We start from the raw sequence: 23,487 nt of genomic DNA, 5'->3' as shown, positions 1-23,487 counted from the left end.
TAAACAGGGTTATCCACACTTGACAAACGACTTATCCACAAAATGTGGAAAAGAAACCAGGAAATGTTGATAAGTGTGGAAACTTCTCAAAAAAGGATGTGGATAAATTGTGGAAACAAAAATTTTTGATCAATCACAGTTAAACGAAGCAGCAGCTATTTTAGCTGAGGGGGGATTAGTGGCGTTCCCGACGGAAACCGTCTATGGACTAGGGGCTAGCGCGCTTTTGCCCAATGCTGTTGCGCAAGTATATCAAGTCAAAGGACGACCTAGTGACAACCCTTTGATCGTTCATATTGCCGAGCCAGAGCAGTTGGAACCGTTTGTGGATAACAAGCATCCCTTCGCTGATAAATTGATGGAAACTTTCTGGCCGGGGCCCTTAACCTTGATCTTTTCGATCAAAAAAGACAGTTTACCTAGCATCGTTACTGGCGGCTTATCCACAGCGGCTTTTCGGATGCCCAACAACACCAAGACGTTAGCGTTGATCAAACAAGCCCAACAGCCATTGGTTGGTCCTAGCGCGAATACATCTGGTAAACCAAGCCCAACATCAGCTGCGCATGTTCAGCATGATCTGGCAGGCAAAATTGCTGGCATCTTGGATGATGGGGTGACGCAGATCGGTGTCGAATCAACAGTCTTAGATTTGAGTGACCCAACGGCGCCGCCGGTCATCTTACGCCCTGGTGCGATCTCTAAAGAACAGCTTGAAGCAGTCTTACAAACGAAAGTCCTCGTCGATCAGCACTTAGTAACAGAAAGTGAAGCACCCAAAGCGCCAGGCATGAAATACAAGCACTATGCACCGAATACTAACGTCATGATGGTCAATGACCAAGATTGGTCGGCAGCCATGGCTTGGGCAAAAGAACAGCAGCTTAAGGTAGGTGTTTTAGCTGGACCGACGATCGCCGAGCAAGTCCGCTTTGAAGCGGCAGCCATTTATTTATTTTTTGATGACAGTGTGGAAGCCGCGACAAAAGGGCTGTTTGCGGGGTTACGGGCGTTAGATGAATCGATTGCTGAGCTAGATATCTTATTTGCACCCACGTTTCCAGAAAGCGGCTTAGGGGCTGCTTATATGAATCGGTTGAAAAAAGCTGCAAATCAAAGTTTCTTTCAAGAAAATTAGCAAAAAACCAGAATTCATTATAGGTAGCTTATGAAGAAATGTGATACAATGCTACCATTAAGGTAAAGGGGTGTTGTAAGCATGGATTATCAAACGTTTGATCCCGAATTGTGGCAAGCGATCGAAAAAGAAACGAATCGTCAACAAAACAATTTGGAATTGATTGCGTCTGAAAATATCGTTTCAGAAGGTGTAATGGCTGCGCAAGGTAGTATTTTGACAAATAAATACGCTGAGGGTTATCCAGGTCGTCGTTACTATGGCGGTTGTGAATTTGTTGATGTGGTAGAAAACTTAGCAATTGAACGGGCGAAAAGTATTTTCGGTGCGGCATATGCCAATGTTCAACCGCATTCTGGTTCTCAAGCCAACACAGCAGCTTATTTAGCGTTGATCGAAACAGGCGATACAGTATTAGGGATGGATCTTTCCGCAGGCGGTCATTTGACCCATGGCTCACCAGTGAATTTCAGCGGCAAGACCTATAATTTTGTTAGTTATGGTGTTGATCCTGCAACAGAAGTCATTGACTACAATGTCGTTCGTATTTTGGCGCGCAAGCATCAACCGAAACTGATCGTTGCCGGTGCCAGTGCTTACTCACGTACGATCGATTTTGCGAAGTTCCGTGAAATCGCTGATGAAGTTGGCGCAAAATTGATGGTGGATATGGCGCATATCGCTGGTTTAGTAGCGGCTGGTCTTCATCCAAACCCAGTTCCTTATGCGGACATCACGACTTCTACGACCCATAAAACATTACGCGGCCCTCGAGGCGGTTTGATTTTAACAAATGATGAAGACTTAGCGAAAAAAATCAATAGTGCCGTTTTCCCTGGCATCCAAGGCGGACCATTAGAGCACGTGATCGCAGCGAAAGCTGTCGCTTTTAAAGAAGCACAAGATGAGTCGTTCAAAGAGTACTCTGAACAAGTCATCCGCAATGCGCAAGCAATGGCGAAAGTCTTCAACCAAGCACCACAAGCCCGCTTGGTCTCTGGTGCAACAGACAATCACCTATTATTGATCGATGTGCGTGGCTTTGATTTGAACGGAAAAGAAGCAGAAGCCTTGCTGGATCAAGTCAATATTACCGTCAATAAAAACTCGATTCCTTTCGAATCATTAAGTCCTTTCAAAACGAGTGGGATTCGCGTGGGGACACCAGCGATCACTAGTCGTGGCTTTAAAGAAGAAGATTGTGTCGAAGTGGCGAAATTGATCGTCAAAGTTTTAGAAAAACCAAATGATGAAGCCGTCTTGGCAGAAGTAGCGGCGCAAGTCAAAGAATTGACGGACAACTATCCACTTTACAAAAACAAATAAAATGGGACTGTGACAGAAGTTAAGGTCAGACAAGACGTCTCACGCGTTTTTCCTGCGCTCCAGCTCTTTGATCACCAAAAGTGAAAAAGGGGCTAGAATGAACGTAGAGGCGTGTTACATGCCGTCTTGTCTCCTTCCTTCTAACACAATCCTTTTTTTGAGGAAAAGCAGCATTGCCTGGGGCAGATGGTTGTAACAAGAGCCGATTTGCTTTAAAATAAGAGAAAAACCAAAGGAGATTTTTTTAAATGGGTAAATTTCAAGTAATCGATCACCCGCTGATCCAACACAAATTAACAATGATCCGCGACAAGAACTGTGGAACAAAGGTTTTCCGTGAAGTTGTTAATGAAATCGCAATGTTGATGGCGTATGAAGTGTCTCGCGACATGCCGCTTGAAGATCTAGTGATTGAAACACCAATTGAAGAATCAACACAAAAAACACTATCTGGTAAAAAGGTAGCGATCATTCCGATCCTGCGCGCAGGTCTAGGCATGGTTGATGGTATCCTTGAATTGATCCCAGCCGCAAAAGTTGGTCATATCGGGATGTACCGTGATGAAGAAACGCTAGAACCACACGAATACTTCGTAAAATTACCTGAAGATATCGATGAACGTCAATTATTTATCGTTGACCCAATGTTAGCTACGGGTGGTTCAGCGATCATGGCGATCGATGCACTGAAAAAACGTGGTGCTTCAAACATGAAATTCGTCTGCTTAGTTGCTGCACCAGAAGGCGTGAAAGCATTGCAAGATGCCCATCCAGATGTTGACATCTACACTGCAAATCTTGATGAACGCCTAAATGAACACGGCTATATCGTTCCTGGTTTGGGCGATGCCGGTGACCGTCTATTCGGTACAAAATAAATCAATACAAATACGACAACGGCAACTGAAGTTTTGCCTCGTCAATGACGCCATGGAAGAAGATCGACAGCCAAAACGGTTCGATCGGTTATCCATGGCTTTTTTTGCGTTTTTCAAAAAAACAGACAATGAAAAAAGGAGAAAATCAACTGATTTTCTCCTTGCATTAAACGGGTTATAGTTTGGTTAATTGTTTGTAATTGATGATCAATACACCATTACTTTGCGAAACTAATTTCTGGTTTTCTGGGGTTTCGTTCAGCTCGACCACCGCAGAGTTTTTCAACTGCTTTGTGATGGTACCAGTTTGTTTCTTCCCATGGAACGTGAACATGACAGGAGTAGCGACCTCAAACGTTGAACCTTCTTGTGACGGGACAATTGTTGTTTCGAATTTACCAAATGTTGCCATGTAAAAACCTCCTTGATACTTCTATTATATCACAATTTTCGGAAAATTTCAGTAAGTAGATTTTTTTCAGCAGACCTCTTTACAAAACAATCGTTTTTGCATATAATTTTCTTTGTGCCATACAACGCCAGCTTAGCTCAGTTGGTAGAGCAACGCACTCGTAACGCGTAGGTCACAGGTTCGAATCCTGCAGCTGGCATAAGAAATGAAAAACCATGAATCTTCTTTTAGAGGATTCATGGTTTTTCTTTTGCAGGCGATAAGTAATCTAAATTTTTCCTGATTTACCCGATAACTGTTCTTATTCGCCCATTAGCATTACATGGCATGTCCTATTTCGCACACGATTTTGATCGAAATCAACAAAATAGATATAGCCTACAGAGCCGATCTCTAGCTTGCCGTTACTTAAAATAAAACTTTCGCTTGCACCGAAAAAACTCGAGCGAATATGTGCATCGCCGTTTAAAATCGTTGCTGGATCTGTTGGGTAGTTTGGATCGTCCAGACTCATCAAAAATTCTAAATGCTTTGGTCCAGGATAACGATAATCGGTATTTTCTGATAGTTCACGAGGAATAATTTTATCGAGAATTCGGTTTAAATCAACTTGAAGAAATTCATCTCCGTTAAAGTCTGTATCATGCATGTATTCTTCAAAGATAACAGAACAAGTCGTATGGGGAGACTGTACGAGACAGATTCCATTTGAAATTCCGCTTTTTTCAACCATTGCTTTCACTTCTTCTGTGATGTTGTGGTAAGACACTCGATTCCCGTTAGAAGTTAACGTCAGTTGCTCTTTTAAAAATTTCACAGTGTTAATCCTCCTTTTTGTGCTTCACCGCTTGTTTGATCATTTCTGTAAGGGTTTGAACTGGATCATCTGCTTGCACAATACCGCTTGTCCCTCCGGTACCATCAGCACCTGACGACAAAGCTTTTTCAACATCGGCAGCACTAGATATACCAGCAGCCTGCAAAATCAGGATTTCTGGATCAATTTCCCGAACAACACGATTTGTTTCCGTCATGTATTGAAGATCACTGGTTTGTCCTGTCCCAATTAGTTCGGTTGGCTCGCAAACCATCACATCGGGTTTTAGGGAAGCCGCGGCTCTCGCTTCACTCAATGAATTCGCACAGACAATTGTTAAGAGACCCAATTCATTTGAGCGCTGAATCGCTTTAGTCAGTTCTTGCAATGTCATGGGGTGTTCAGCATGGTTTAAAAAGGTAGCTTCAGCTCCGGCTTCTGCCACTGCTTCGGGTAAAACATAGCCCATTCCACGACCAATTCCGATTCCGTCTAAATGTTGGACAGTGACGAATAAATGTGTTGTTGCTTGTTTAATTAAAGAAACGTCTGCATGCTGAACAGTAAATAGAATGTCGATGTCATACAAAGATGACAACTCATCAGCAGCTTTTGCCAATGCCAATGCTTGTTTTCCATAAAGATAGGCTTTGGGATTGATGACAAAGAATGGCGTTCTTAAAGTTCTTTTTTTCATTAGCTTTCTCCTTCACGATAAGGTTTGGTATGAAAGACTGTAAAATAGTGCTCGAGTGTCTTGGACATTCCATTGCTTGCTGAATGAAGTAAATCGAAATAGTCATTTGGTTGATTTTTGTGAATTTCATTCATAGCAGCAGTGACAAAGTCAGTAAAAATATTTATTTTACGGATACCTTCTAAGGCACATTTTTCAAGGTTTTCATCGCCAGAAGAGGATCCGCCATGCAGAACAAGAGGAACATTGACGGCATGGTGTATTTCCTTTAAAACGTCAAAATTTATTTTGGGTATCCCTTGATAATGTCCGTGAGAGGTGCCAATAGAAACTGCCAACGAATCAACCCCGGTTAATTTGGCAAATGCAACAGCCTCAGAAGGTTCTGTGTAAATAGATTGACTATTTACGGCTGATTCCAGACTGTTTTCCGACCCAACGTGCCCGATTTCGGCTTCAACAACGACACCATTTTTATGAGCGTAATCGGCGATCTCCTTTGACCGACGGACATTTTCTTCAAATGGCTCCTCAGAAGCATCGATCATTACGGAAGTAAAACCTAAATGAATGGCTCTTTTGATGACCTCTTCATCGGTACCATGATCTAAGTGCAAAGCGATAGGTACAGTGCTTTTCTTTGCCAAAAATTTTCCAATCATGGCAGCCTCTTCTAAAGTCAACATGTTCATATGGGACTGAGCGAAGGCCAATATCAAAGGCTTGTTTAAACGTTCAGCAGTCTCCGCGTATGTTCTTGCACTAGTTAAGTCGAAAAAATTTGCTGCAGGTAATGCATAATTGTGTTTTTCTGCATGTGCGAATAGTTCTTTTGTTGTGACCAACATAGGGCATTCTCCTTATTCTTTGATTTTCTTTTCGATTTCCGCGTACATTTCTTCTGTACCAATCCCTGTTAAGAGTGGCAGCCCCATAATTACGCGATCTTTGATTGAGTCTGGAACAACCGTTGTACTCACCACGATGTCATAGTTATCAATTTTATTCATCTCATCTGCCACTTTGGATTGATACAGTTTCACTTGATCAGTCATCCCTTTTTCTTTCAGCCATTCTTTTACCTTATTTGTTACGATTGTTGAAGTTGCAACACCTGTACCGCACATAATCAATAGTTTTTTCATTATCATTTCCTCCTATAATTTCGATGTTTGTTTCTTGGGACGAATTTTATTTACATAAATCAATCCAAACAAAACAGAGACGCCAATTATGGCTAAACCGCCCCAGCTTAATATTTTGGTTAAGCCGACATAAAGGAATGTGGTCCATAAACCACCTTCAGCCATAGCAGTGATCATAGAGTTTCCTTGTAGATCAAAGTTTGCGGATCGAGCAGCAGTAGTGACAAGCGGTGCTGCCCACGAAGTAATATAGAGAATGCTTACCATATAAATCGTTCCAGCAATTACTGTTCGAATGATGTTTCCTCCAAAAACAGCAGCCATCAAGCAAATCAGAAAGGGAATGGTTGCTAAATCACCAAAAGGCAAGGTCGTATTGCCAGGTAGAACTACGGCTAACAAAATAGTGATCGGAACTAGCAGCAATGAGGAAGAAAGAACAGCTGGATGACCAACCGATAATGCTGCATCCATACCGATGTAAAGCTCTCTTCCAGGAAACCGTTTTTTGACGAATTCATTTGCAGATTCAGAAATAGGCGTTAGACCTTCCATCAGTAAAGCAACCATTTTAGGCATCAAAACCATCACAGCGCCTGTTTGGACGGCTAATTGGCCGACACCTGCTGTGTCATATCCGGCAAGTATTCCCATGATGAGACCAATCAAAAAGCCCATAACAGTAGAGTCACCAAAGACACCAAATTTTTTCTGAATGGTTTCTGGATCTGCTTTCCAATCTTTTAGTCCTGGAATACGATCAAAGAGCCAATTCATCGGAAGTGCAAAGATGAATCCTGGTGCGGCGGTACCATGAGGAAAAGTGATATTAGGAAATCCGTAGAACTTATTAATGATCGGACCTAAAATATCTCCCATTAAAAGAATCATCATCAAATAGATGACGGTGGCCGCGATCCCCATTGCAAAGTCTCCAGTGAGGGCATAAATCAGAGAAGAGATGAAGGCTGCGTGCCAAATATTCCAAATATCTACATTCAATACTTTAGTCAGCCCTAAAATGATGAGTAAAACATTTAGGACCACACCAATCGGAATGGCAAGACTTCCTAAAATCGTCCCGTAAGAAATTGCCGCTGCGGCAGGCCATCCGACATCAATCGTTGTCAAATTTAATCCTAGACGTTCAACCATATGCTGGGCGGCAGGACCCAAGCTGCTGCTTAGAAGGTCAATCACCAAATTCAATCCAACAAACCCGACACCAACAGTTAAGGCTGAAGTAAAGGCTTTGCCAGGCTTGGTTCCCAAAATTATTCCAAAAATAAAAATTAAAATAGGCAAAACAACGATTGAACCTAGATCAACGAACCACTGTAATGCATTTAACATAATTGTTCCTCCTTTTTATTGCAGTCCATTTTTTTCAATAATCGAAAGATACGCTTCTTTAGTCGTTACTGAGGATAGGGCTTCCAAAACCCCTGGTGTTTGAAACATAGAGATAAGATTTTGTAGCATACCCAATTGCTCATGTGGTTCCTTCAATGCAAGCATGAACAACAGAGATACATCGATTTTCTTTTCTTGCGAACCCATTTCAATAAATGAAAGGGGAGAGGCAAGTGACATAAAAGCGACTTGGGATCGTAAAACAAATTTGCTGTCCGTATGTGGGATCGCTACCCCAATGCCGTTAATTTTTAAACCTGTAGGAAAGGTTTCTTCTCGCTGTACGATATTTTGATAGAACTGATCATTTACACAATGAGTTTTGATGAGTTCGTCTGCTAATAGTCGAAAAGCTTCCTCTTTTGTTTTAGAATCTTTTTCAAGTAACACGATTTGGTGATCAAAAAACATGATCAATTTCCTCCTCTTAACAATCTTTGATACAGTTCTTCTTGCGTTTGACTATTAACGATCCATTGAATTTCTTCGGCTGAGTTAAACAATCCGTAAATCGAAGCGATCAACTCTTTTGCCTCGATCATGTTTTCTTCAGCAATCGCAAGCAAAACAATTAGTTGGATTTTTGTGTCTCCCCAAGTAATTGGCGCATCGAGGGTGAGAAAAGCAAGTTTTGTTTCTTTCACTGTATGTGGATCAGCATGTGGAATGGCTACTCCCGTCTTTAAGCCAGTGCTTCCTAGTTCCTCTCGTTCAAATAGAGAATGCTTAAATTTTGTTGTAACAAGCTTTTTTTTCAGATAATCATCTGCTAAAAAATCCAGTACATCTTTTTTTGTTCGAAACTTTTTTTTGACAAAAAGGAAAGTAGGATCTAAATATTTTTGTAATAAAGTCGTTTTCTGGTATTTTTTTGAGTAAAAATTTTTCTCATTCTCATTAAGATTAGATATCTTTGCTGAGATTCTTCCTATTTCTTCGGTAGTAGGAAGCGGCGAAATATAAGTAACTGGCGGTGCTGTAATGTCCAATGGAATAGTTGATATGATCAGATCAACAGCTTCAAGAGATGTACTGGCCAGTTTACTCAAAGGAATGATCTCCAATACGGTATCAGCAGCGATCGTCTGTTTGATACGGTTAAAAATCAACTCCGATGTAGCAAAACCAGATTGGCAAACAATTAGTATATGGTTAGTAATTTTTATCTTTTCAAAGGCTAGCTGAAAATGGATCGTCAGAAAAGAAACTTCGTCTTCTGTTAATAAGATTTGAAATCGCTCCTCTAAATCTCCAATTGCATATTTGGTCAATGTATACATTGTTGAGTATTGTTTTTTGATACTTTTTATCAGTGGGTTTTTCAATAAAATTCCTGTCTTTGATCGATGGATCATGGGAACGATATGAGCCAATAATGTTTGCAGCAATAATTTATCTTGTGTCAGATCTGCGTTTAACATATGTGACATTTTTTGAATAATTTGTTTCGTACAATTTGTGATAGTAGATTCGTGAGGCTCATCCATTTGACCAAAAGGCTCGATGCCGTGTGCTAATAACAAGGAACATACATATTGAATATCTGTATCACTAAATTGAACAGGTAGTTGCTGTTGGATCATTTCAGAAAAATCAACCGCGATCATATAGAATTTCATTCGTCTAAGTTCGTCAAATACTAGATGCTCTTGTTTTTCAATGTGTTTATCTATAAGAAGTCTTGAAAGAAAAATTCGCAATGAAAGCTTCAAGGATTCAATAGAATAATTATTGACTGGATGGCCGATTGTTTGAGTCATGTCTGAGACAAATTTCTTCGTTAAATCGAGAACCTTAGAGTCAAAGAGATTGTTGACCAAAAGATTTTCACTGGCTTTGGCGTCGGTATACTTCTCTAAAAAAGATTTGAATACGTTTTGAGCAGCAGATTCAACTGAGGTTAGCTTGAGTCCGCTAGTAGTCATTTTTGTTGATACTTGATGGAATCGACAGAAAGCAACGATTTCATCAACATCTTTCTTTATTGACTGGTTGCTAATATAAAAATATTCAGAGAATTCCTGATAATGCATTGGTTTTACTGAAAACAGATAGTTAGCGAAAATAAAGATTTTACGATAATTAGGTGAAAATAGTTCGAGTTTAGTCTCTTTTTTTGCTAACAATCGATAACCATTCTGTTTTGCTGATTCAGAACCAGATAAAAAGATTCCTTTTCTTGGTACTTTTTTGATAGCTAGTCCCGAATCTTTTAGTTTCTTTTCTAAAGTCGTTAAATTGTTATAAACCGTTTTTTGGGATACATTTAACTGCTTTTGAAAAAAAGAGGCAGGGCGAAACTCCGTTTGTTCTAATAGTAGTTGCAACAGTAGTTGTTCTCGATTATTTAAAATCATTGGTTCACCTCCGGAAGCGCTTCCTTAATTGTATTCTAGTGAAATTATGTGGTGGCGTAAATAACATTTCATTACCACATTAATGTGGTAAATAGGCTCGTCGTGCATCAATTTATATTCTGAGCAACTTAAGGGAAGTAGTCACAGGTTGCTATTTCTTTGAAACGAAAATAAGGTGGCAATTTTTGACTGATTTAAAGTTGCTTTGTTCGGTTACATTGAGTAAAGAATAATTAAAATAAAGAAGAATACTTATAATAAGATATTTTATTAAGTAAGGAGAATAGACGAATTCAGCGAGTTTTCATTGAAAAGTATGTCGGTGAACTTCCTATCTAGTACATATACGATCATTTTACTCTGATTAATCAGATATGAATCAGAATATAGCCCTTCTTTCATTGTAATTCTAAACAATTTCGGATTGTTTTTAACCCTCTTTTCCCGAAAATCATTAAAGTTTCTAAATTTTTTGTGAATGCTCGTGGACAATCCTTTCTTTTCTCCTCAAATATCACTATAATGGATAAAGATTCTACAGAAGAGAGTGTGGACATGGAAAATTCACGAATAAAAACGAACGATAATCGAATTGACTACGGTGTGATTCTACCCGTATTTTTATTATGTCTGATTGGTGTGGCGTCCTTGTATGTGGCGTTGACCCACGATCCAAATAACCCGAATATTTTGCGAACGTTAGGATTTCAAGCTTTATGGTATGTGCTAGGTATTATTGCGGTGATTATTATCATGCAGATCAAATCAAAATGGCTTTGGAAATTGACTCCCTATATTTATGGAGCCGGATTAGCCGTCATGTTGGCGCTTTTGAAATTTTACGACCGGACAATGGCTGCCTCGACAGGGTCAAAAAACTGGTTCCGTTTTGGGGCCTTTACTCTCCAGCCGTCAGAGTTGATGAAGATCGCCTATATTATGATGTTGGCCTTAGTCGTCACACAGCACAATGTCAAGCATCGGGAACGAGATCTGAAAACAGATGGGTTGCTGATTGCGAAAATGTTGGCCGTCACGATTCCAGTACTGATCCTGATCACCTTGCAAAACGACTTTGGTACGATGTTGGTCTTTCTGGCGATTTTCGGTGGGGTCTTCTTGATGTCGGGGATCTCTTGGCGAATCGTTGTGCCAGTGATTGCGGCATTCGTGATTCTCGGCGGCGGAACGATTTTCTTAGTGACTACCGATGTTGGTCGTGAGTTGCTGTACAATACAGGGATCTTTAAAGAGTACCAGTTCGCCCGTATCGATTCGTGGCTAGATCCTTTTCATGATACCCAAGGGCAATCCTTCCAATTGGCGTACGCTCTGATGGCGATCGCCTCTGGCGGGATGTTCGGGAAAGGATTTAATGTCAGCGATGTGTATGTACCAGTCCGAGAATCCGATATGATTTTTTCGGTGATCGGTGAGAATTTTGGGTTTATTGGCAGCGCGTTTGTCATTTTATTGTATTTTATTTTGATCTATCGGATGATCCGCGTATGTTTCGATACCAACAATGAATTTTATGCTTACTTGGCAACTGGGATCATTATGATGATTCTCTTCCATGTGTTTGAAAACATTGGCGCAAACATCGGTCTCTTACCGTTGACGGGAATTCCACTGCCGTTTATTAGCCAAGGAGGATCTGCCCTATTAAGCAATATGATTGGGATCGGTTTGATTTTATCGATGCGCTATCAAGCTGAGACCGCACCAAAAACACTTTAAGGAGTTCACATGATTACATTTTATTGGTACCCAAAATGCAGTACATGCCGAAATGCGAAGCGTTGGTTAGAAGAGCACGAGATTCCCTTTGAAGCGATCGATATGGTGACCACACCGCCTCAACCGGAACAATTGCTGGCTTGGATCCAATCAAGCGAAGCACCGTTAACCCGTTTCTTTAACACAAGCGGCATGAAATACCGTGAATTGCAATTAAAAGAAAAAGTGCCGACCATGACTGCCCAAGACGCAGCCGATGTGCTGGCAACCGATGGTATGTTGATCAAGCGCCCACTACTAGTTAGCGGCGACCGCTTTTTGATTAATGGATTTAAAGAAAATGAATATGAAGGAGTCTTACTAGAATCATGGAAAAGAAATGCTTAAGAAAAAAAGATAATTTGTGGGTTTTGTTTAACGGGAAAGAATATTGTGTCGGTTTAACAAAAGAAGCGCAAGAAGAACTTGGTGCGGTCACGTTTGCTTCGATTCAAAAAGCAGGAACTGCTTTAAAACAAGGAGAGACCCTTGTTGAGCTAGAAGCGGAAAAAGCAGTCAGTGAATTTCCAAGTCCATTGACGGGCGTGATTTCTTCCGTAAATGAAAAAATCGATCAATCCATTGATACCTTAAATGATGAAGACGAAATGAATGCTTGGCTGGTCAGCTTCAAAGAGGTTGACCCAAGTCAATTTGAAGCTTTGTAAGTCAAATCTGTAAAAACGACTATTTTTTCAAAAAGAATTGACAGTCGGATAAGACGTTGCTATAATTTGCTCAATAAATGAATGCTTTGAAAAGAAGAGTACATGTTCTTAACGTACACAGAGAGCCCTGTTTGGTGCAAATGGGCGACGGAGAGAGGATGGAAGATGGTCTTTGAGCATGAGAGGTGAGTGGAAACAAGCCTATCACGGGAGGCACCCGTTACAGTGCAGCAGTATGCGAAGCAATTCAAGTACTGAGCGAGGCTGTTGATGTGAATCGACAGTAAATCAAGGTGGTAACGCGGAAGTTGTGCTTTCGTCCTTTGTAACAGTATAATGTACAGAGGATGAAAGCTTTTTTTGTGTTTAACCAACCAAAGAGGAAAGATGGGAATAACATGGCATTAATCGAATTGTCGCATGTAAAAAAGTCATTCGGCAAAAAGCAAACGGCTGTCCACGCCGTCAATGATGTTTCACTGCAAGTGGAAAAAGGCGATATCTATGGAATCGTTGGCTACTCTGGTGCTGGGAAAAGTACATTAGTTCGTTTGTTGAACGGCTTAGAATTGCCGACAGCAGGAGATGTAGTCATTAACGGTCAAAATATTTTGGCATTGAAAAACAAAGAATTGAGAAACTTCCGCAAAAAAATCGGCATGATTTTTCAGCACTTTAATCTATTATGGTCTCGAACGGTGGCGGAGAACATCGAATTGCCATTGGAGTTGGCAGGCGTTGAAAAAGCAAAACGACGGCAACGAGCGCAAGAGCTGATCAAGTTAGTTGGGTTGGAAGGACGGGAAACTGCCTATCCGGCACAATTGTCTGGCGGACAAAAGCAAAGAGTCGGGATTGCTCGTGCATTAGCGAATGAACCAGAAATTTTGCTGTGTGATGAAGCAACGAGTGCGTTAGATCCACAAACAACAGAAGAAGTGTTGGATCTCTTGCTTTCCATCAATAAAAAATTACATTTGACGATCGTGCTGATTACCCATGAAATGAACGTCATTCGCAAAATCTGCAACAAGGTCGCGGTGATGGAGCACGGGCAGATCGTGGAAGAAGGATCAGTACAATCGGTTTTCCGTAACCCGCAGCAGGAAGTGACCAAACGTTTTGTTCAGCAAGATTTGGAACCAGAAGAAGACGTCGAAGAACTACGACAAGCCTTCTTACGAGAAAATCCGCAAGGGCATTTAGTGACCTTGACATTCACACAAGACAACGCCAATGAACCAGTCATTTCACAAGCGATTCGCCGCTTTCAGATCGATGTCAATGTCGTTTATGGAAAGATCCAACAAACCAATGAAGGATCCTTTGGCGGCTTGACGGTCTTATTGACAGGTGAAGCAAATGAGATCGAAAAAGCGATCACCTTTTTCAAAGAGCAGCAAGTAGGCGTGGAGGTGATTGAACGTGGATAAGTCATTTGTAGAAACCTATTTTAATTTTGAAAAAGTCGATTGGGCCAACATGCAGCAAGCAACCCTAGATACCTTGTTTATGACTTTCTTCTCCATGGTTTTAGTGGTGGTGATCGGTTTGCTTCTAGGATTGGCGCTTTATTCACTAGGGCGTAAACAAACGGCGGGAGCCAACATTTTCTATAATGTGGTTTCCATCATCAGCAACGCCTTTCGCTCAACACCATTCATGATTTTAATGGTCTTGATCATTCCCTTTACAACGTTATTAGTCGGTTCGTTCCTAGGGGCAAAAGCAGCGATCCCAGCATTAGTTTTATCGGCTGCGCCGTTTTATGCTCGGATGGTGGAAATTGCTTTTCGTGAAGTCAATCCTGGTGTGATTGAAGCTGCAGAAGCGATGGGCGCTAGTTACTGGGAGATCATTTATAAGATCGTGATCCCAGAAAGTGTTCCGGCATTGATTTCAGGACTGACAGTCACAACGATCTCAATGATTGGTTATACCGCCATGGCAGGCGCGATTGGTGCCGGTGGGCTAGGCGCTTTGGCTTGGCAAGAAGGATTTCAACGTGGAAATTACACTGTTACCCTTGTCGCAACAGTGATTATTTTAATTATCGTTTTCATTATCCAAGGGGTCGGCGATTTCCTTGCGAAGACCACCGACAAACGGTAAATGAAACGAAGAACAAAAAGTGGAAAATATGGGAGGAAATGGATATGAAAAAGATTTTTGGTATTGCAACAACGTTATTATTAACTGCCGCTTTAGCTGCTTGCGGAACGGGCTCAAATTCAGGAAGCTCTGACTCATCTGCGGCTGAGGGAGAATCAACAAAATTAGTGATCGGTGCATCAGTTACCCCTCATGCGGAAATTTTAGAACAAGCCAAACCTTTACTAGCAGAAGAAGGCATTGACCTTGAAATCAAAACCTTCGATGATTATGTGTTGCCAAACAAAGCATTGGAAAATGGTGATATCGATGCCAATTACTTCCAACACATTCCTTATCTAAACAAACAAATCGCAGACAATGGCTATGACTTTGTCAATGCCGGTGCGATCCATATCGAGCCAATGGGTCTTTACTCAAAACGAATCTCTGATATTTCGGAACTAGAAGATGGTGCAACGGTTCTTACCTCCACTTCTGAATCTGACTGGGGTCGTATCCTAACGATTTTACAAGATGCTGACTTGATCACCTTAAAAGACGGCGTTGATACAGAAACGGCAACCTTTGATGATATTGCTGAAAATCCGAAAAACTTAGAATTTAAACATGACGTCGATCCATCTCTTTTGGCGACTGCTTATCAAAACGACGAAGCAGACCTAATTGCCATCAATGCGAACTTCGCATTCGGAATCGATTTGAATCCAGCGGATGATTCTGTTTTGTTAGAAGCGGATAATTCTCCTTATGTCAACGTGATCGCTGTCCGCAGTGGTGATGAAGATAGCGACAAAATCAAGAAATTGATCGAAGTGTTGCATTCAGACGAAATCAAAGACTTTGTTGAAAAACAATGGCAAGGTTCCGTGAAAATCGTTGATGCTGACGCACAATAATTTACTGATAGTAAAATGATTTTAAAAAGAGCGTACCGCTATTCAAGCGGGCGCTCTTTTTGTTGGGGAAAGGCAATGATCGGTTGGAAAAAAGAGAGCTCTTGCCAAATGCATTCATAAAGCAAGGGAAGCTCAGGGTGCTTCTTTAAAAGTTTTTCGTAATGGGGAAGCTGTGTCAATAAAGCCTGGACCAAACATCGGGAACGTTCAGATAAGCGAGGGTTTAGTGGCGGATAGACAAATAAATTGCCTTCCAACAATGCCCCCAGCAGATGGGTTTGAAAAATTTTCGGCAAAAGAACCTCTAACGGCTGTTGGAGCGGATGCTCCAACAAAATCGGCGTGATGATTCGTCGCAAAAGGAAGGCTTCTTCTGTTGGCACATAGAAAGGTTCCAGTGTTAGCAGCTGTTTCCATAAAAATAAGTAGCTGCGTTCACCAACTAAATAAAAACGTGGCACAAAACATGTTGGATAAATTTGCTGAGTAAACGGGGCGGGGGTGCTAGGATAAAAAGCCTTTGCTCGTAACTGATGGATCTTCTTCAGTTCTTGAAACGCTTGTTTGGGGGAAAGCGTTGGGTTTGCTAAGAGGGTAAGGCGAAAAAGCAAATAGCGCAGTTGTCGTTCATTGCCAGTAATCAAAGGATAGCTGCGGCGATCGATAGCTAGTTGATAAGGTGCTAAAAAGCTGGAAAAGGCTGAAAAGCGCCGATGCAAACTGGATGGGCTAAGATAATAGCGTTTGTAGAGATCTGCAAAGGAAATAGTCGGCATTTTTAACAAGAGCAAGAGCAGCTGATAATTCACGCTTTTGTTGAACAGTGCAGCAATCATTTCTGTATGGGACAGGGAGTGGCTGGTTGATGGCTGCTGCAAACGATGGTTTGCGCGAATATGTCCTTGCTCTACATCATAGTGGAAGGAAAGATCCTCGTTTAAATAGCTTGATAACAGTCGACGGATCGTTTTGACAGAGAGATTTTGGGCGGCAGCAGCTTTACTCAAGGGAAGGGGATTTTCGGTTAAGAGTGTTGTGGACAGTCGCAGCATTTGCATAATATCTTTTTCAAGAATATTTTTCAACATCATGCACCTCTTTCAGCTGAATTTTACAACTGTCCTTATTATAAGGGAAATTCACTCGTTATTTTAATGCACAAAAAATAGTCAATAAAACTTAATAAAAAACGAGGTTTTTGTCGAGCATTTATTTGAAATTGCTGCTAGATAAAATTAAATGAGAGGAGGGATGCAAAAAAAAACCACCTTCTAAAACAAAAAGGGTGGTTTTTTATATAGGTATCGTTATAAAAAATCAATATGAATGGACGTTAACGGGTCTCACTAGGCAATAAAATCGTTTGCTGTTGCCCATCGTCATATACATAGACTTTTTGGGGATACAGGTCGGAATACCGGTACGGTAGATCAACACCAAGTTCGATTTGACTTTGGGCTTGAGAAAAAAGCAGGGTGACACGACCATGATTGTTTTGGACTTCAAAGGTGAGCAGATTTGTCAACGGAATAAACCCTTTTAAATCAAGATCAATGATTAACCATATACTATCGATCAGTTCGCTAGGTAGTGTTTGAACAATACCGCCAGAAGCGTAACGACTGCGGTGATCATCAAATGTTTCAAACATAATAAACCCCTCCTTCAAGTAGGCTTGCCATTAACATCAAATTTGTCTATTTATCATAATGAAGAACCGTCAAAAATGCAACTACTTCTGCTTTTCTTTTTGGTCAGCGACGCATTTTAAATATTCTCTTAAAAATTTGTTGGGATGGTTGGACAAAGTTTTCCAATGACGCCTTTCAGCAGAAATAGCCAGTTGCAGCGCACTAGCCCTTCGTAAGAATGAAAAAGACTCTTAAAGGGAAAGCCCTTCAAGAGTCTTACATTTCTTAGAACTGTCTGTTGATTGAAGACGCGATTATAAGAATGTCGGTCTATGATTATTCTTCGTCTTCACCGATAACTGCTGGCTCAGCAGCTTCGCCGGCTTCTTCATCTTCAGAGATTTCTTGTGGTTCAGTAACCGCAACGATTTGTTCTTCTGGATCGGTCACGATCGTGTACTCGTCGTTCTTAGGCAGATCAGCCACTGTTAATGAATCACCGATCTCTAATGACGTTACATCGATCTCAACACGTTCCGGCAATTTGTCTGGTGTTGCTGATACAACGACTGTATACAAGTTTTGTGCTAGAACACCACCAGCTTTGACACCAGCAGATTCGCCAATCAAGGTTACTTCTGCTTCTACTTCGGTTTCTTCATTCATATCGACAGATATGAATTCAACGTGGGTTAAATTGCGTGTGAAGGTATCTGATTGATACTCTTTGATCAGTGTATTGACTTTTTTACCTTCTAAACTGATCGTAATAACGGTATTCAATCCATTTTCACGCAAGATCTTTTCTAATTCTGCTGCATTGACAGCAATCGGTGTGCTTTCTACTTTGTACCCATTGACAATTGCAGGTACTTTTCCTTCGTGACGCAACTTGTTCCGTAAAGAACGTGGGCGAACTTCTCTTTTCGTAACTTCTAATGATACTGACATAACTCAATTCCTCCTAAAATTTTCTCGTTAATAACGAGATTTTTTAAGCAAATTTTGTTAACTCTGCACATTAAGTGGTACGTGAGTGAAAACACGCAAAAGGGCAGTTGTGTACACAACTGCCCCAGAAAGTTTTGGTTCAACTTTTCTCCACCAGGTCATAACGCTGTGTATGAGAAACTATATTTACTTTACTCTTTAACCTTACGCAAAAAGACAAAGAAAGTCAAATCATATGAAATCCCAGCAGTTTCCTTTCGCTAGATCCTGAGCTATAATAGCCACTATGGAGAAGAACTTATGCGTTTAGATAAAGTGATCGAGCAACAATTGAATACTTCTCGGAAAGAGATGAAACGGTTGTTCCAGCAAGGAAAGGTCCTTGTGGATCAAAGGATTGAGCGAAGACCCGAGCGCAATGTCGATAGCGCCTTGCATCAAATCATGGTTGCGGGGCGACAGCTGGAAACACAGGAACGCTATTATATCGTCAATAAGCCCAATGGTGTCGTTACAGCCAATCTGGATCAACAGCACCAGACAGTGATCGATTTGATTGCACCAAGGGATCAGCATCCAGATCTTTATGCTGTCGGTCGATTGGATCGGGACACGGAAGGGTTGGTATTGGTAACAACGAATGGTCAGTTAGGCTATGACTTGCTGCATCCATCCAAAAAAGTGACCAAGCGGTATGAAGTGGTGGTCAATGACTTGGTGACCCCTGAGGATGTGGTGGCATTTGCCACAGGGATCACCTTTCATGGCGGTGTCACCTGCAAACCAGCTGACTTAACGATCATCGATGCACGAGTGGATCGTTCCTTTGCTTCGTTAGAAATTGCTGAAGGCAAATTCCATCAAGTGAAGAAGATGTTTCTAGCTCGGGGAAAAAAAGTGATTCAGCTGAAACGAACAGCGATGGGTTCGCTGGTTCTACCAGATGATTTAGCAGTGGGCAGTTATCGCTCGTTGACGCAAGAAGAATTAAAAGGATTGGCGGCGCATTTCCGCTGAGAAAGAGGGAGAAAATGAAGTATAAAACATTATTATTTGATGTCGATGACACGATCCTCGACTTTCAAGATACCGAAGATCAAGCCTTAAAAGCACTATTTGAAGCTCATGGCTTGGAAATGACCCCAGAGCGCAAACAAAGCTATCAAACCATCAATCATGATTTGTGGCAGCAGTTTGAGCAAGGAAAAATCACGAGAGACCAAGTCATCAATGAGCGTTTCGGTTTGTTTTTTGAAACGCAAGGCATTCAGGTCGATAGCCCAGCAGTTGAATTGGCCTATCGGGAATTTCTAAATGAAGGACATAAACTGTTAGACAACAGTGATGAGGTCTTAGCGGAGTTGGCGCAGCATTTTGACCTATATGTGGTGACGAACGGGGTTTCTGAAACCCAATACCGCCGCTTGGAAGATGCCAAATTGAAGCCCTATTTCCGTGATATCTTTGTTTCAGAAGATACGGGTTATCAAAAACCAATGAAAGAATATTTTGACTATGTGTTTGCTCGCATACCAAACGTAAAAAAACAAGAAACAGTCATCATTGGCGATTCACTGACTTCAGATATCTTAGGCGGACAATTGGCAGGGATCGATACGATTTGGTTCAATCCAAAGAAAAAAAACAGTGGTGAGATTCAGCCTACTTATGAGATCGAACGTTTGCAGCAATTACTTCCTTTATTACAGCACTGATTCTTCAGAAACAGTAGTAATTTGCCGAATTTTCGCTATAATAGAACCAGTGTGAATTTTTTAAGATGAAAGAGGTTAATTGAATGACGAATGGCAAGCCCATTATTATTGGTGTGACAGGTGGATCAGGTAGTGGAAAAACAAGCGTGAGTCGGGCGATCTTTAATCATTTCCCCAACCATTCTATTATGATGCTTGAACAAGACTCCTACTATAAAGACCAAAGTGATCTGAGCTTTGAAGAACGGTTGAACACCAACTATGACCATCCTTTTGCATTTGATACTGATTTGTTGATCGATCACTTGCAGCAGCTGCTTGCATATCAAACGATCGAAAAACCTGTCTATGATTATGTCGCTCATACTCGCAGCGAAGCAACGATCATTCAAGAACCCAAAGAAGTCATTATCTTGGAAGGGATCTTGATTTTAGAAGATGAGCGATTACGTAATTTAATGGATATTAAACTTTATGTTGATACAGACGATGATATTCGGATTATTCGCCGAATCAAACGTGATATGGAAGAACGTGGCCGGACGTTGGATTCTGTGATCGAACAATACTTGACGGTCGTAAAACCAATGTATCATCAATTCATCGAACCGACAAAACGGTATGCCGATGTCATCGTACCAGAAGGCGGCGAAAACCACGTAGCCATCGATTTGATTACGACCAAAGTAGCGACCTTCTTATCCTAAGATTTTTTTATCCATCGATGGGAATGTTTCTATTGAAAAGTAACCATTGATTCATGGAAAACTGCTGATAGGCACTCTTTCTCGAGAAATGCGTATCAGCAGTTTTTGATTTTATAAAAAAACAGTAGTATTCCGACTAATTTTATGGTAAAGTAATCCTCATGCGACGAGTCGAGAAGGTCTAGCATTAGCTGACCAGATTGATAGCAGAGGCACACCGCGTAAGCAACCTACCGGATTTGTAGGGTGTCGGAATATTCCTTTTGTGGAGATAGGGTATTCTACTAGCAATAGTACTGTGAGTGAAGAAAGCTGTGAACATTTTTGTTCACAGCTTTTTTTGTTTATTTAAGTGAGGGAACAGCGATAAATGGTGGACGCTTCTCCCCAAGGATGGTAACCAGTGCCAATCGGTTCAAAAGCAAACTGCTCATAAAAAGTAGAAAGATCCGTACATAGATACAGAGAATCAAAACCAGCTACAGCAGCGCGTTGTTTGGCTGTTTCGATCAAAAGGCGGGCACCACCTTGGCCACGCCACAAAGGGTCCACATACAAGGCGCAAAGCCAAGGGGTCAAATCCATCCGACTGATGAAGTCGTTGGGGATCAAGCCGCCACAGCCGATGATTTGATAACGTCCGTCTGCTGCGATTTCTTCGTTGACCAGCAGCAGCCATTGCGGCAAACTGCTTGTTGAAAAACTATGGGTCAGGCTATCCTCATAAACCATGAGGGAGTCGGGGCTAGCCCACTGATTTTGGAAGTAACGAATGGCTTCTGCCAAGTATTCAGGGTGTTCTTTAAGGGTGATGACCTGCATTTGTTTTTCTCCTTTATCCTTCTTTAGGTAAGCGAATCTGAAAAATAACCCCTCGTGGCTGCAAATCTTTGACCTGGATTTGTCCTTTGTGCTCTTCGACGATTTGCTTGGCGATTGCTAAGCCTAAACCATAGCCGCCGGTCTCCTTGGAGCGGGAACGATCCTCGCGGTAGAAGCGGTCAAAGATGCGAGCTTTCTCTTCATCGGAAATAGTTGGGCCAGTATTTTTGACCTCGAGCAGCCATTGCTTGTTAGAAATCTCCGATAAGAGCGTAATTTTATCACCGCTGCTGGTATATTTTAAGGCATTATCTAGGAGAATCACGAGGACTTGATGAATTTTCTTTTGGTCAAAGCAAGCGGTCGTTTTGGCAAAATTTTCGACAATAAAATGTTTTTGATCCAATTCGGCAATTTCTTTGAAAGGTTTGACTAAGTCATCGATAAACGGAGCTAATTCGACGGTTTCTTTCGTTAACAGCAGTTGATTGGAATCACTGCGGGCGATCGTCAGCAGGTCCGCCGTTAAACCAGTCAGCCGCCGGGTTTCCGCTAACGCTTGGGCAATGCTTTCAGATTCTTCAATGATCGTATGATTGGGCTTGGTAAACAGGCGCTCCAGACTGTTTTGAATGATCGTCAATGGTGTGCGCAACTCGTGAGAAGCATTTTCGACAAATTCTTGTTGTTTCTTCCACGAGGCTAAAATCGGGCGCATGTTCAAGCTGGAAAGCAAGTAGCTGATCCCGATCGAGAGAATCCAGAAAAAAATCATCGATAAAATCAAGATGGTTTGGAAATTGTTCATGGCATTTTTGATTTGATTGGTGTTCGCTAAGACTTGGATATAGCCGACCCCGGCGTCATTGGTTGGGGCTTTAGTGGTGATTGAGCGAAACAAAAGGGTTTCTTCTTCCTCTGACAAGGACTGATCCACCACTGAAAAAGACGTGATACTGTCTAAGTGGCTCGTATCTAAAGATAGACTTGCCAATTGTGAAAAACGTCCGCCTAAGGTCTGTTTGTTTAAAATCTCGCCGTCCTCAGACCAGAGGATCAACTGGGTATTGAAGCGATTGGTCCCAGGGATCTTTGGCATGGCACTATCCGGCGGCAATACCTCTAGATTGGATTGCGAAGCGCTGATCTCTGCTTGGATCAAGCGGGTATCTTTGACTGCTTGTTCCAAAGAAATGTCGGTTTGTCTATAAGCCGATTGGTTGAATAATTGGAGGACGATGGTTCCTAAAAGTAAGAAAACCAAGGCAAAGGCACTGACATTTAGGAGAAAAGAGTGCAGTCGTTGTCTCTTAGTGCGTTCTTTGTTCATAGACTAGGCTCCTTGCATGATATAGCCGACATTTCGCAACGTGCGGATCTCTTTGTCGATTCCTGTCTGGCGCAAGTGTTTTCGCAGATTGCTCATGTAGACTTCGACGACAGTTAGGGTCGTTTCTGAATCAAATCCCCAGATGCGATCAAAAATCTGTTCCTTGGTCAAAATAATGTTTCTATTTTGTAGAAAATAAAGCAGTAGCTCAAATTCTTTCCCTTGAATCGGTAAAAGCTCTCCTTGGTAGCTGACCTCGTTGGTGCCAAGGTTACAGAGCAATCCATTATATTCCAGTGTATTTTCATTGAACAAACCTAAGGAGCGTTTTAGTAACGCTTTGATCCGCATCAATAACTCTTCCCGATAAAAAGGCTTAGTCAAATAATCATCAGCCCCTTTTTGAAAGCCGGTTACTTTGTCTTCTAAGCCGTCTTTGGCGGTCAAAATCAGGACGGGTGTTTGGAGTCCTTTTTTTCGCAATGCTGAAAGCACCTCGTAGCCGTTCATCTCAGGCATCATCAAGTCAAGAATAATCAAGTCATAGATCCCCGTTTCCGCCTCGTACAAGCCTTCGCTGCCATCATATGCTTGCGTGACTTCACCGATTTCGCTGACGATTTCTTTCATATTTTCAGATAATGTTTTGTCATCTTCGATTACTAATAATTTAATCATGTTCCCACCTCT

Annotated in this window: 26 protein-coding genes, 1 tRNA gene and 1 other annotated feature; of the genes, 13 read left to right on the top strand and 14 right to left on the bottom strand. The window is 41.5% G+C overall.

Translation table 11 applies throughout. The features are described from left to right. The first annotated feature begins 109 nt into the window (after positions 1-109). The 3 genes from ENLAB_RS06610 to upp all read left to right on the top strand — a co-directional run bounded on the left by ENLAB_RS06610 (position 110) and on the right by upp (position 3,342). Positions 110-1,138: an L-threonylcarbamoyladenylate synthase gene (locus ENLAB_RS06610; protein ID WP_244353156.1), complete on the top strand. Its 1,029-nt coding sequence runs from the start codon at positions 110-112 to the stop codon at positions 1,136-1,138. 81 nt (positions 1,139-1,219) lie between these two features. Then, positions 1,220-2,464 (top strand): serine hydroxymethyltransferase, encoded by a 1,245-nt coding sequence (gene glyA, locus ENLAB_RS06605; RefSeq protein ID WP_142437369.1) that lies wholly within the window; start codon positions 1,220-1,222, stop codon positions 2,462-2,464. Between the two features lie 248 nt (positions 2,465-2,712). Continuing rightward, on the top strand, positions 2,713-3,342 hold the full coding sequence (gene upp, locus ENLAB_RS06600; protein ID WP_005227894.1) for a uracil phosphoribosyltransferase: 630 nt from the start codon (positions 2,713-2,715) through the stop codon (positions 3,340-3,342). A 175-nt stretch (positions 3,343-3,517) separates the two neighbouring features. Here the strand turns inward: upp and ENLAB_RS06595 are convergent, their stop codons facing one another. After that, positions 3,518-3,754 carry a hypothetical protein gene (locus tag ENLAB_RS06595; RefSeq protein ID WP_005227896.1) on the bottom strand — a complete coding sequence of 79 codons (237 nt, stop codon included), beginning with the start codon at positions 3,752-3,754 and terminating at the stop codon, positions 3,518-3,520. Positions 3,755-3,880: 126 nt separating this feature from the next. Between ENLAB_RS06595 and ENLAB_RS06590 the strand changes: the two genes are divergently transcribed. Then, a tRNA-Thr gene (locus tag ENLAB_RS06590) sits at positions 3,881-3,953 on the top strand. A gap of 102 nt (positions 3,954-4,055) precedes the next feature. Here the strand turns inward: ENLAB_RS06590 and ENLAB_RS06585 are convergent. Genes ENLAB_RS06585 through ENLAB_RS06555 form a run of 7 tightly spaced genes read right to left on the bottom strand, consistent with a single transcriptional unit; the run spans position 4,056 to position 10,183 of the window. Next, positions 4,056-4,571: a YjbQ family protein gene (locus ENLAB_RS06585; protein ID WP_008379364.1), complete on the bottom strand. Its 516-nt coding sequence runs from the start codon at positions 4,569-4,571 to the stop codon at positions 4,056-4,058. 4 nt (positions 4,572-4,575) lie between these two features. Next, positions 4,576-5,268, bottom strand: a complete 693-nt coding sequence (locus ENLAB_RS06580; protein WP_096741787.1) for a triose-phosphate isomerase — start codon at positions 5,266-5,268, stop codon at positions 4,576-4,578. Further along, positions 5,268-6,116: a class II fructose-bisphosphate aldolase gene (locus tag ENLAB_RS06575; RefSeq protein WP_194195237.1), complete on the bottom strand. Its 849-nt coding sequence runs from the start codon at positions 6,114-6,116 to the stop codon at positions 5,268-5,270. The genes ENLAB_RS06580 and ENLAB_RS06575 overlap by 1 nt, the downstream gene beginning before the upstream one ends. Positions 6,117-6,128: 12 nt before the next feature. After that, positions 6,129-6,413 carry a PTS sugar transporter subunit IIB gene (locus tag ENLAB_RS06570; RefSeq protein ID WP_010749080.1) on the bottom strand — a complete coding sequence of 95 codons (285 nt, stop codon included), beginning with the start codon at positions 6,411-6,413 and terminating at the stop codon, positions 6,129-6,131. A 12-nt stretch (positions 6,414-6,425) separates the two neighbouring features. Continuing rightward, positions 6,426-7,766: a PTS galactitol transporter subunit IIC gene (locus tag ENLAB_RS06565; RefSeq protein WP_016612941.1), complete on the bottom strand. Its 1,341-nt coding sequence runs from the start codon at positions 7,764-7,766 to the stop codon at positions 6,426-6,428. Between the two features lie 15 nt (positions 7,767-7,781). Further along, positions 7,782-8,237 (bottom strand): PTS sugar transporter subunit IIA, encoded by a 456-nt coding sequence (locus ENLAB_RS06560; RefSeq protein WP_005233600.1) that lies wholly within the window; start codon positions 8,235-8,237, stop codon positions 7,782-7,784. A gap of 2 nt (positions 8,238-8,239) precedes the next feature. Further along, complete coding sequence (locus ENLAB_RS06555; RefSeq protein ID WP_244353154.1) at positions 8,240-10,183, bottom strand: BglG family transcription antiterminator; 1,944 nt, start codon at positions 10,181-10,183, stop codon at positions 8,240-8,242. A 555-nt stretch (positions 10,184-10,738) separates the two neighbouring features. Here ENLAB_RS06555 and ENLAB_RS06550 point away from each other — a divergent pair. The 6 genes from ENLAB_RS06550 to ENLAB_RS06525 all read left to right on the top strand — a co-directional run bounded on the left by ENLAB_RS06550 (position 10,739) and on the right by ENLAB_RS06525 (position 15,641). After that, positions 10,739-11,923, top strand: a complete 1,185-nt coding sequence (locus ENLAB_RS06550; RefSeq protein WP_140966489.1) for an FtsW/RodA/SpoVE family cell cycle protein — start codon at positions 10,739-10,741, stop codon at positions 11,921-11,923. A gap of 9 nt (positions 11,924-11,932) precedes the next feature. Further along, positions 11,933-12,310, top strand: coding sequence for an arsenate reductase family protein (locus ENLAB_RS06545; protein ID WP_005233612.1), 378 nt, complete (start codon positions 11,933-11,935; stop codon positions 12,308-12,310). Next, positions 12,292-12,630: a glycine cleavage system H family protein gene (locus ENLAB_RS06540; RefSeq protein ID WP_010749086.1), complete on the top strand. Its 339-nt coding sequence runs from the start codon at positions 12,292-12,294 to the stop codon at positions 12,628-12,630. Before ENLAB_RS06545 ends, ENLAB_RS06540 begins: the two co-directional genes overlap by 19 nt. Positions 12,631-12,707: 77 nt before the next feature. Next, positions 12,708-12,957, top strand: a binding site (T-box leader). 71 nt (positions 12,958-13,028) lie between these two features. Then, a complete protein-coding gene (locus ENLAB_RS06535) occupies positions 13,029-14,063 on the top strand; it encodes a methionine ABC transporter ATP-binding protein (RefSeq protein ID WP_077452289.1) in 1,035 nt (344 codons plus the stop codon). Next, positions 14,056-14,742 carry a methionine ABC transporter permease gene (locus ENLAB_RS06530; RefSeq protein ID WP_140966487.1) on the top strand — a complete coding sequence of 229 codons (687 nt, stop codon included), beginning with the start codon at positions 14,056-14,058 and terminating at the stop codon, positions 14,740-14,742. Before ENLAB_RS06535 ends, ENLAB_RS06530 begins: the two co-directional genes overlap by 8 nt. A 44-nt stretch (positions 14,743-14,786) precedes the next feature. After that, positions 14,787-15,641, top strand: coding sequence for a MetQ/NlpA family ABC transporter substrate-binding protein (locus ENLAB_RS06525; protein WP_077452288.1), 855 nt, complete (start codon positions 14,787-14,789; stop codon positions 15,639-15,641). A 38-nt stretch (positions 15,642-15,679) separates the two neighbouring features. Here ENLAB_RS06525 and ENLAB_RS06520 read toward each other — a convergent pair whose 3' ends face one another. The 3 genes from ENLAB_RS06520 to ENLAB_RS06510 all read right to left on the bottom strand — a co-directional run bounded on the left by ENLAB_RS06520 (position 15,680) and on the right by ENLAB_RS06510 (position 18,223). Then, positions 15,680-16,732: a helix-turn-helix domain-containing protein gene (locus ENLAB_RS06520; RefSeq protein WP_140966486.1), complete on the bottom strand. Its 1,053-nt coding sequence runs from the start codon at positions 16,730-16,732 to the stop codon at positions 15,680-15,682. 242 nt (positions 16,733-16,974) lie between these two features. Then, positions 16,975-17,292, bottom strand: coding sequence for a DUF960 domain-containing protein (locus ENLAB_RS06515; protein ID WP_140965381.1), 318 nt, complete (start codon positions 17,290-17,292; stop codon positions 16,975-16,977). 316 nt (positions 17,293-17,608) lie between these two features. After that, positions 17,609-18,223 carry a 50S ribosomal protein L25/general stress protein Ctc gene (locus ENLAB_RS06510; RefSeq protein ID WP_140965380.1) on the bottom strand — a complete coding sequence of 205 codons (615 nt, stop codon included), beginning with the start codon at positions 18,221-18,223 and terminating at the stop codon, positions 17,609-17,611. A 300-nt stretch (positions 18,224-18,523) separates the two neighbouring features. Here ENLAB_RS06510 and ENLAB_RS06505 point away from each other — a divergent pair, with 300 nt between their 5' ends. From ENLAB_RS06505 to udk, 3 genes are all read left to right on the top strand, one after another. Then, positions 18,524-19,240 carry a 16S rRNA pseudouridine(516) synthase gene (locus ENLAB_RS06505; protein WP_140965379.1) on the top strand — a complete coding sequence of 239 codons (717 nt, stop codon included), beginning with the start codon at positions 18,524-18,526 and terminating at the stop codon, positions 19,238-19,240. Positions 19,241-19,254: 14 nt separating this feature from the next. Beyond that, the gene (locus ENLAB_RS06500; RefSeq protein WP_010749090.1) at positions 19,255-19,938 is read left to right on the top strand and encodes a YjjG family noncanonical pyrimidine nucleotidase; all 684 of its coding nucleotides are present in this window, start codon (positions 19,255-19,257) and stop codon (positions 19,936-19,938) included. An 83-nt stretch (positions 19,939-20,021) separates the two neighbouring features. Further along, positions 20,022-20,645, top strand: a complete 624-nt coding sequence (gene udk / locus ENLAB_RS06495; protein ID WP_005227927.1) for a uridine kinase — start codon at positions 20,022-20,024, stop codon at positions 20,643-20,645. 348 nt (positions 20,646-20,993) lie between these two features. Here udk and ENLAB_RS06490 read toward each other — a convergent pair whose 3' ends face one another. The 3 genes from ENLAB_RS06490 to ENLAB_RS06480 are packed head-to-tail and all read right to left on the bottom strand — an operon-like array spanning position 20,994 to position 23,475. Then, positions 20,994-21,467, bottom strand: a complete 474-nt coding sequence (locus ENLAB_RS06490; RefSeq protein WP_140965378.1) for a GNAT family N-acetyltransferase — start codon at positions 21,465-21,467, stop codon at positions 20,994-20,996. A 13-nt stretch (positions 21,468-21,480) separates the two neighbouring features. Beyond that, on the bottom strand, positions 21,481-22,797 hold the full coding sequence (locus tag ENLAB_RS06485; protein ID WP_140965377.1) for a sensor histidine kinase: 1,317 nt from the start codon (positions 22,795-22,797) through the stop codon (positions 21,481-21,483). Between the two features lie 3 nt (positions 22,798-22,800). Continuing rightward, positions 22,801-23,475 carry a response regulator transcription factor gene (locus tag ENLAB_RS06480; protein WP_005233644.1) on the bottom strand — a complete coding sequence of 225 codons (675 nt, stop codon included), beginning with the start codon at positions 23,473-23,475 and terminating at the stop codon, positions 22,801-22,803. Positions 23,476-23,487 lie beyond the last annotated feature (12 nt).

This window comes from Enterococcus innesii (assembly GCF_022846515.1).
GTDB lineage: Bacteria > Bacillota > Bacilli > Lactobacillales > Enterococcaceae > Enterococcus_D > Enterococcus_D innesii.
This window is presented reverse-complemented; position numbering and strand designations above follow the sequence as displayed.

Excerpts from the sequence above, each read along its gene's own strand:
- ENLAB_RS06565 (WP_016612941.1), bottom strand. The coding sequence starts at position 7,766 with ATGTTAAATGCATTACAGTGGTTCGTTGATCTAGGTTCAATCGTTGTT.
- ENLAB_RS06525 (WP_077452288.1), top strand. The coding sequence starts at position 14,787 with ATGAAAAAGATTTTTGGTATTGCAACAACGTTATTATTAACTGCCGCT.
- ENLAB_RS06490 (WP_140965378.1), bottom strand. The coding sequence starts at position 21,467 with ATGCAGGTCATCACCCTTAAAGAACACCCTGAATACTTGGCAGAAGCC.
- ENLAB_RS06480 (WP_005233644.1), bottom strand. The coding sequence starts at position 23,475 with ATGATTAAATTATTAGTAATCGAAGATGACAAAACATTATCTGAAAAT.
- upp (WP_005227894.1), top strand. The coding sequence starts at position 2,713 with ATGGGTAAATTTCAAGTAATCGATCACCCGCTGATCCAACACAAATTA.
- glyA (WP_142437369.1), top strand. The coding sequence starts at position 1,220 with ATGGATTATCAAACGTTTGATCCCGAATTGTGGCAAGCGATCGAAAAA.
- ENLAB_RS06580 (WP_096741787.1), bottom strand. The coding sequence starts at position 5,268 with ATGAAAAAAAGAACTTTAAGAACGCCATTCTTTGTCATCAATCCCAAA.
- ENLAB_RS06500 (WP_010749090.1), top strand. The coding sequence starts at position 19,255 with ATGAAGTATAAAACATTATTATTTGATGTCGATGACACGATCCTCGAC.
- ENLAB_RS06575 (WP_194195237.1), bottom strand. The coding sequence starts at position 6,116 with ATGTTGGTCACAACAAAAGAACTATTCGCACATGCAGAAAAACACAAT.
- ENLAB_RS06595 (WP_005227896.1), bottom strand. The coding sequence starts at position 3,754 with ATGGCAACATTTGGTAAATTCGAAACAACAATTGTCCCGTCACAAGAA.
- ENLAB_RS06550 (WP_140966489.1), top strand. The coding sequence starts at position 10,739 with ATGGAAAATTCACGAATAAAAACGAACGATAATCGAATTGACTACGGT.
- ENLAB_RS06540 (WP_010749086.1), top strand. The coding sequence starts at position 12,292 with ATGGAAAAGAAATGCTTAAGAAAAAAAGATAATTTGTGGGTTTTGTTT.
- ENLAB_RS06510 (WP_140965380.1), bottom strand. The coding sequence starts at position 18,223 with ATGTCAGTATCATTAGAAGTTACGAAAAGAGAAGTTCGCCCACGTTCT.
- ENLAB_RS06570 (WP_010749080.1), bottom strand. The coding sequence starts at position 6,413 with ATGAAAAAACTATTGATTATGTGCGGTACAGGTGTTGCAACTTCAACA.
- ENLAB_RS06505 (WP_140965379.1), top strand. The coding sequence starts at position 18,524 with ATGCGTTTAGATAAAGTGATCGAGCAACAATTGAATACTTCTCGGAAA.
- ENLAB_RS06535 (WP_077452289.1), top strand. The coding sequence starts at position 13,029 with ATGGCATTAATCGAATTGTCGCATGTAAAAAAGTCATTCGGCAAAAAG.
- ENLAB_RS06545 (WP_005233612.1), top strand. The coding sequence starts at position 11,933 with ATGATTACATTTTATTGGTACCCAAAATGCAGTACATGCCGAAATGCG.
- ENLAB_RS06560 (WP_005233600.1), bottom strand. The coding sequence starts at position 8,237 with ATGTTTTTTGATCACCAAATCGTGTTACTTGAAAAAGATTCTAAAACA.
- ENLAB_RS06555 (WP_244353154.1), bottom strand. The coding sequence starts at position 10,183 with ATGATTTTAAATAATCGAGAACAACTACTGTTGCAACTACTATTAGAA.
- ENLAB_RS06520 (WP_140966486.1), bottom strand. The coding sequence starts at position 16,732 with ATGATGTTGAAAAATATTCTTGAAAAAGATATTATGCAAATGCTGCGA.
- ENLAB_RS06485 (WP_140965377.1), bottom strand. The coding sequence starts at position 22,797 with ATGAACAAAGAACGCACTAAGAGACAACGACTGCACTCTTTTCTCCTA.
- ENLAB_RS06515 (WP_140965381.1), bottom strand. The coding sequence starts at position 17,292 with ATGTTTGAAACATTTGATGATCACCGCAGTCGTTACGCTTCTGGCGGT.
- udk (WP_005227927.1), top strand. The coding sequence starts at position 20,022 with ATGACGAATGGCAAGCCCATTATTATTGGTGTGACAGGTGGATCAGGT.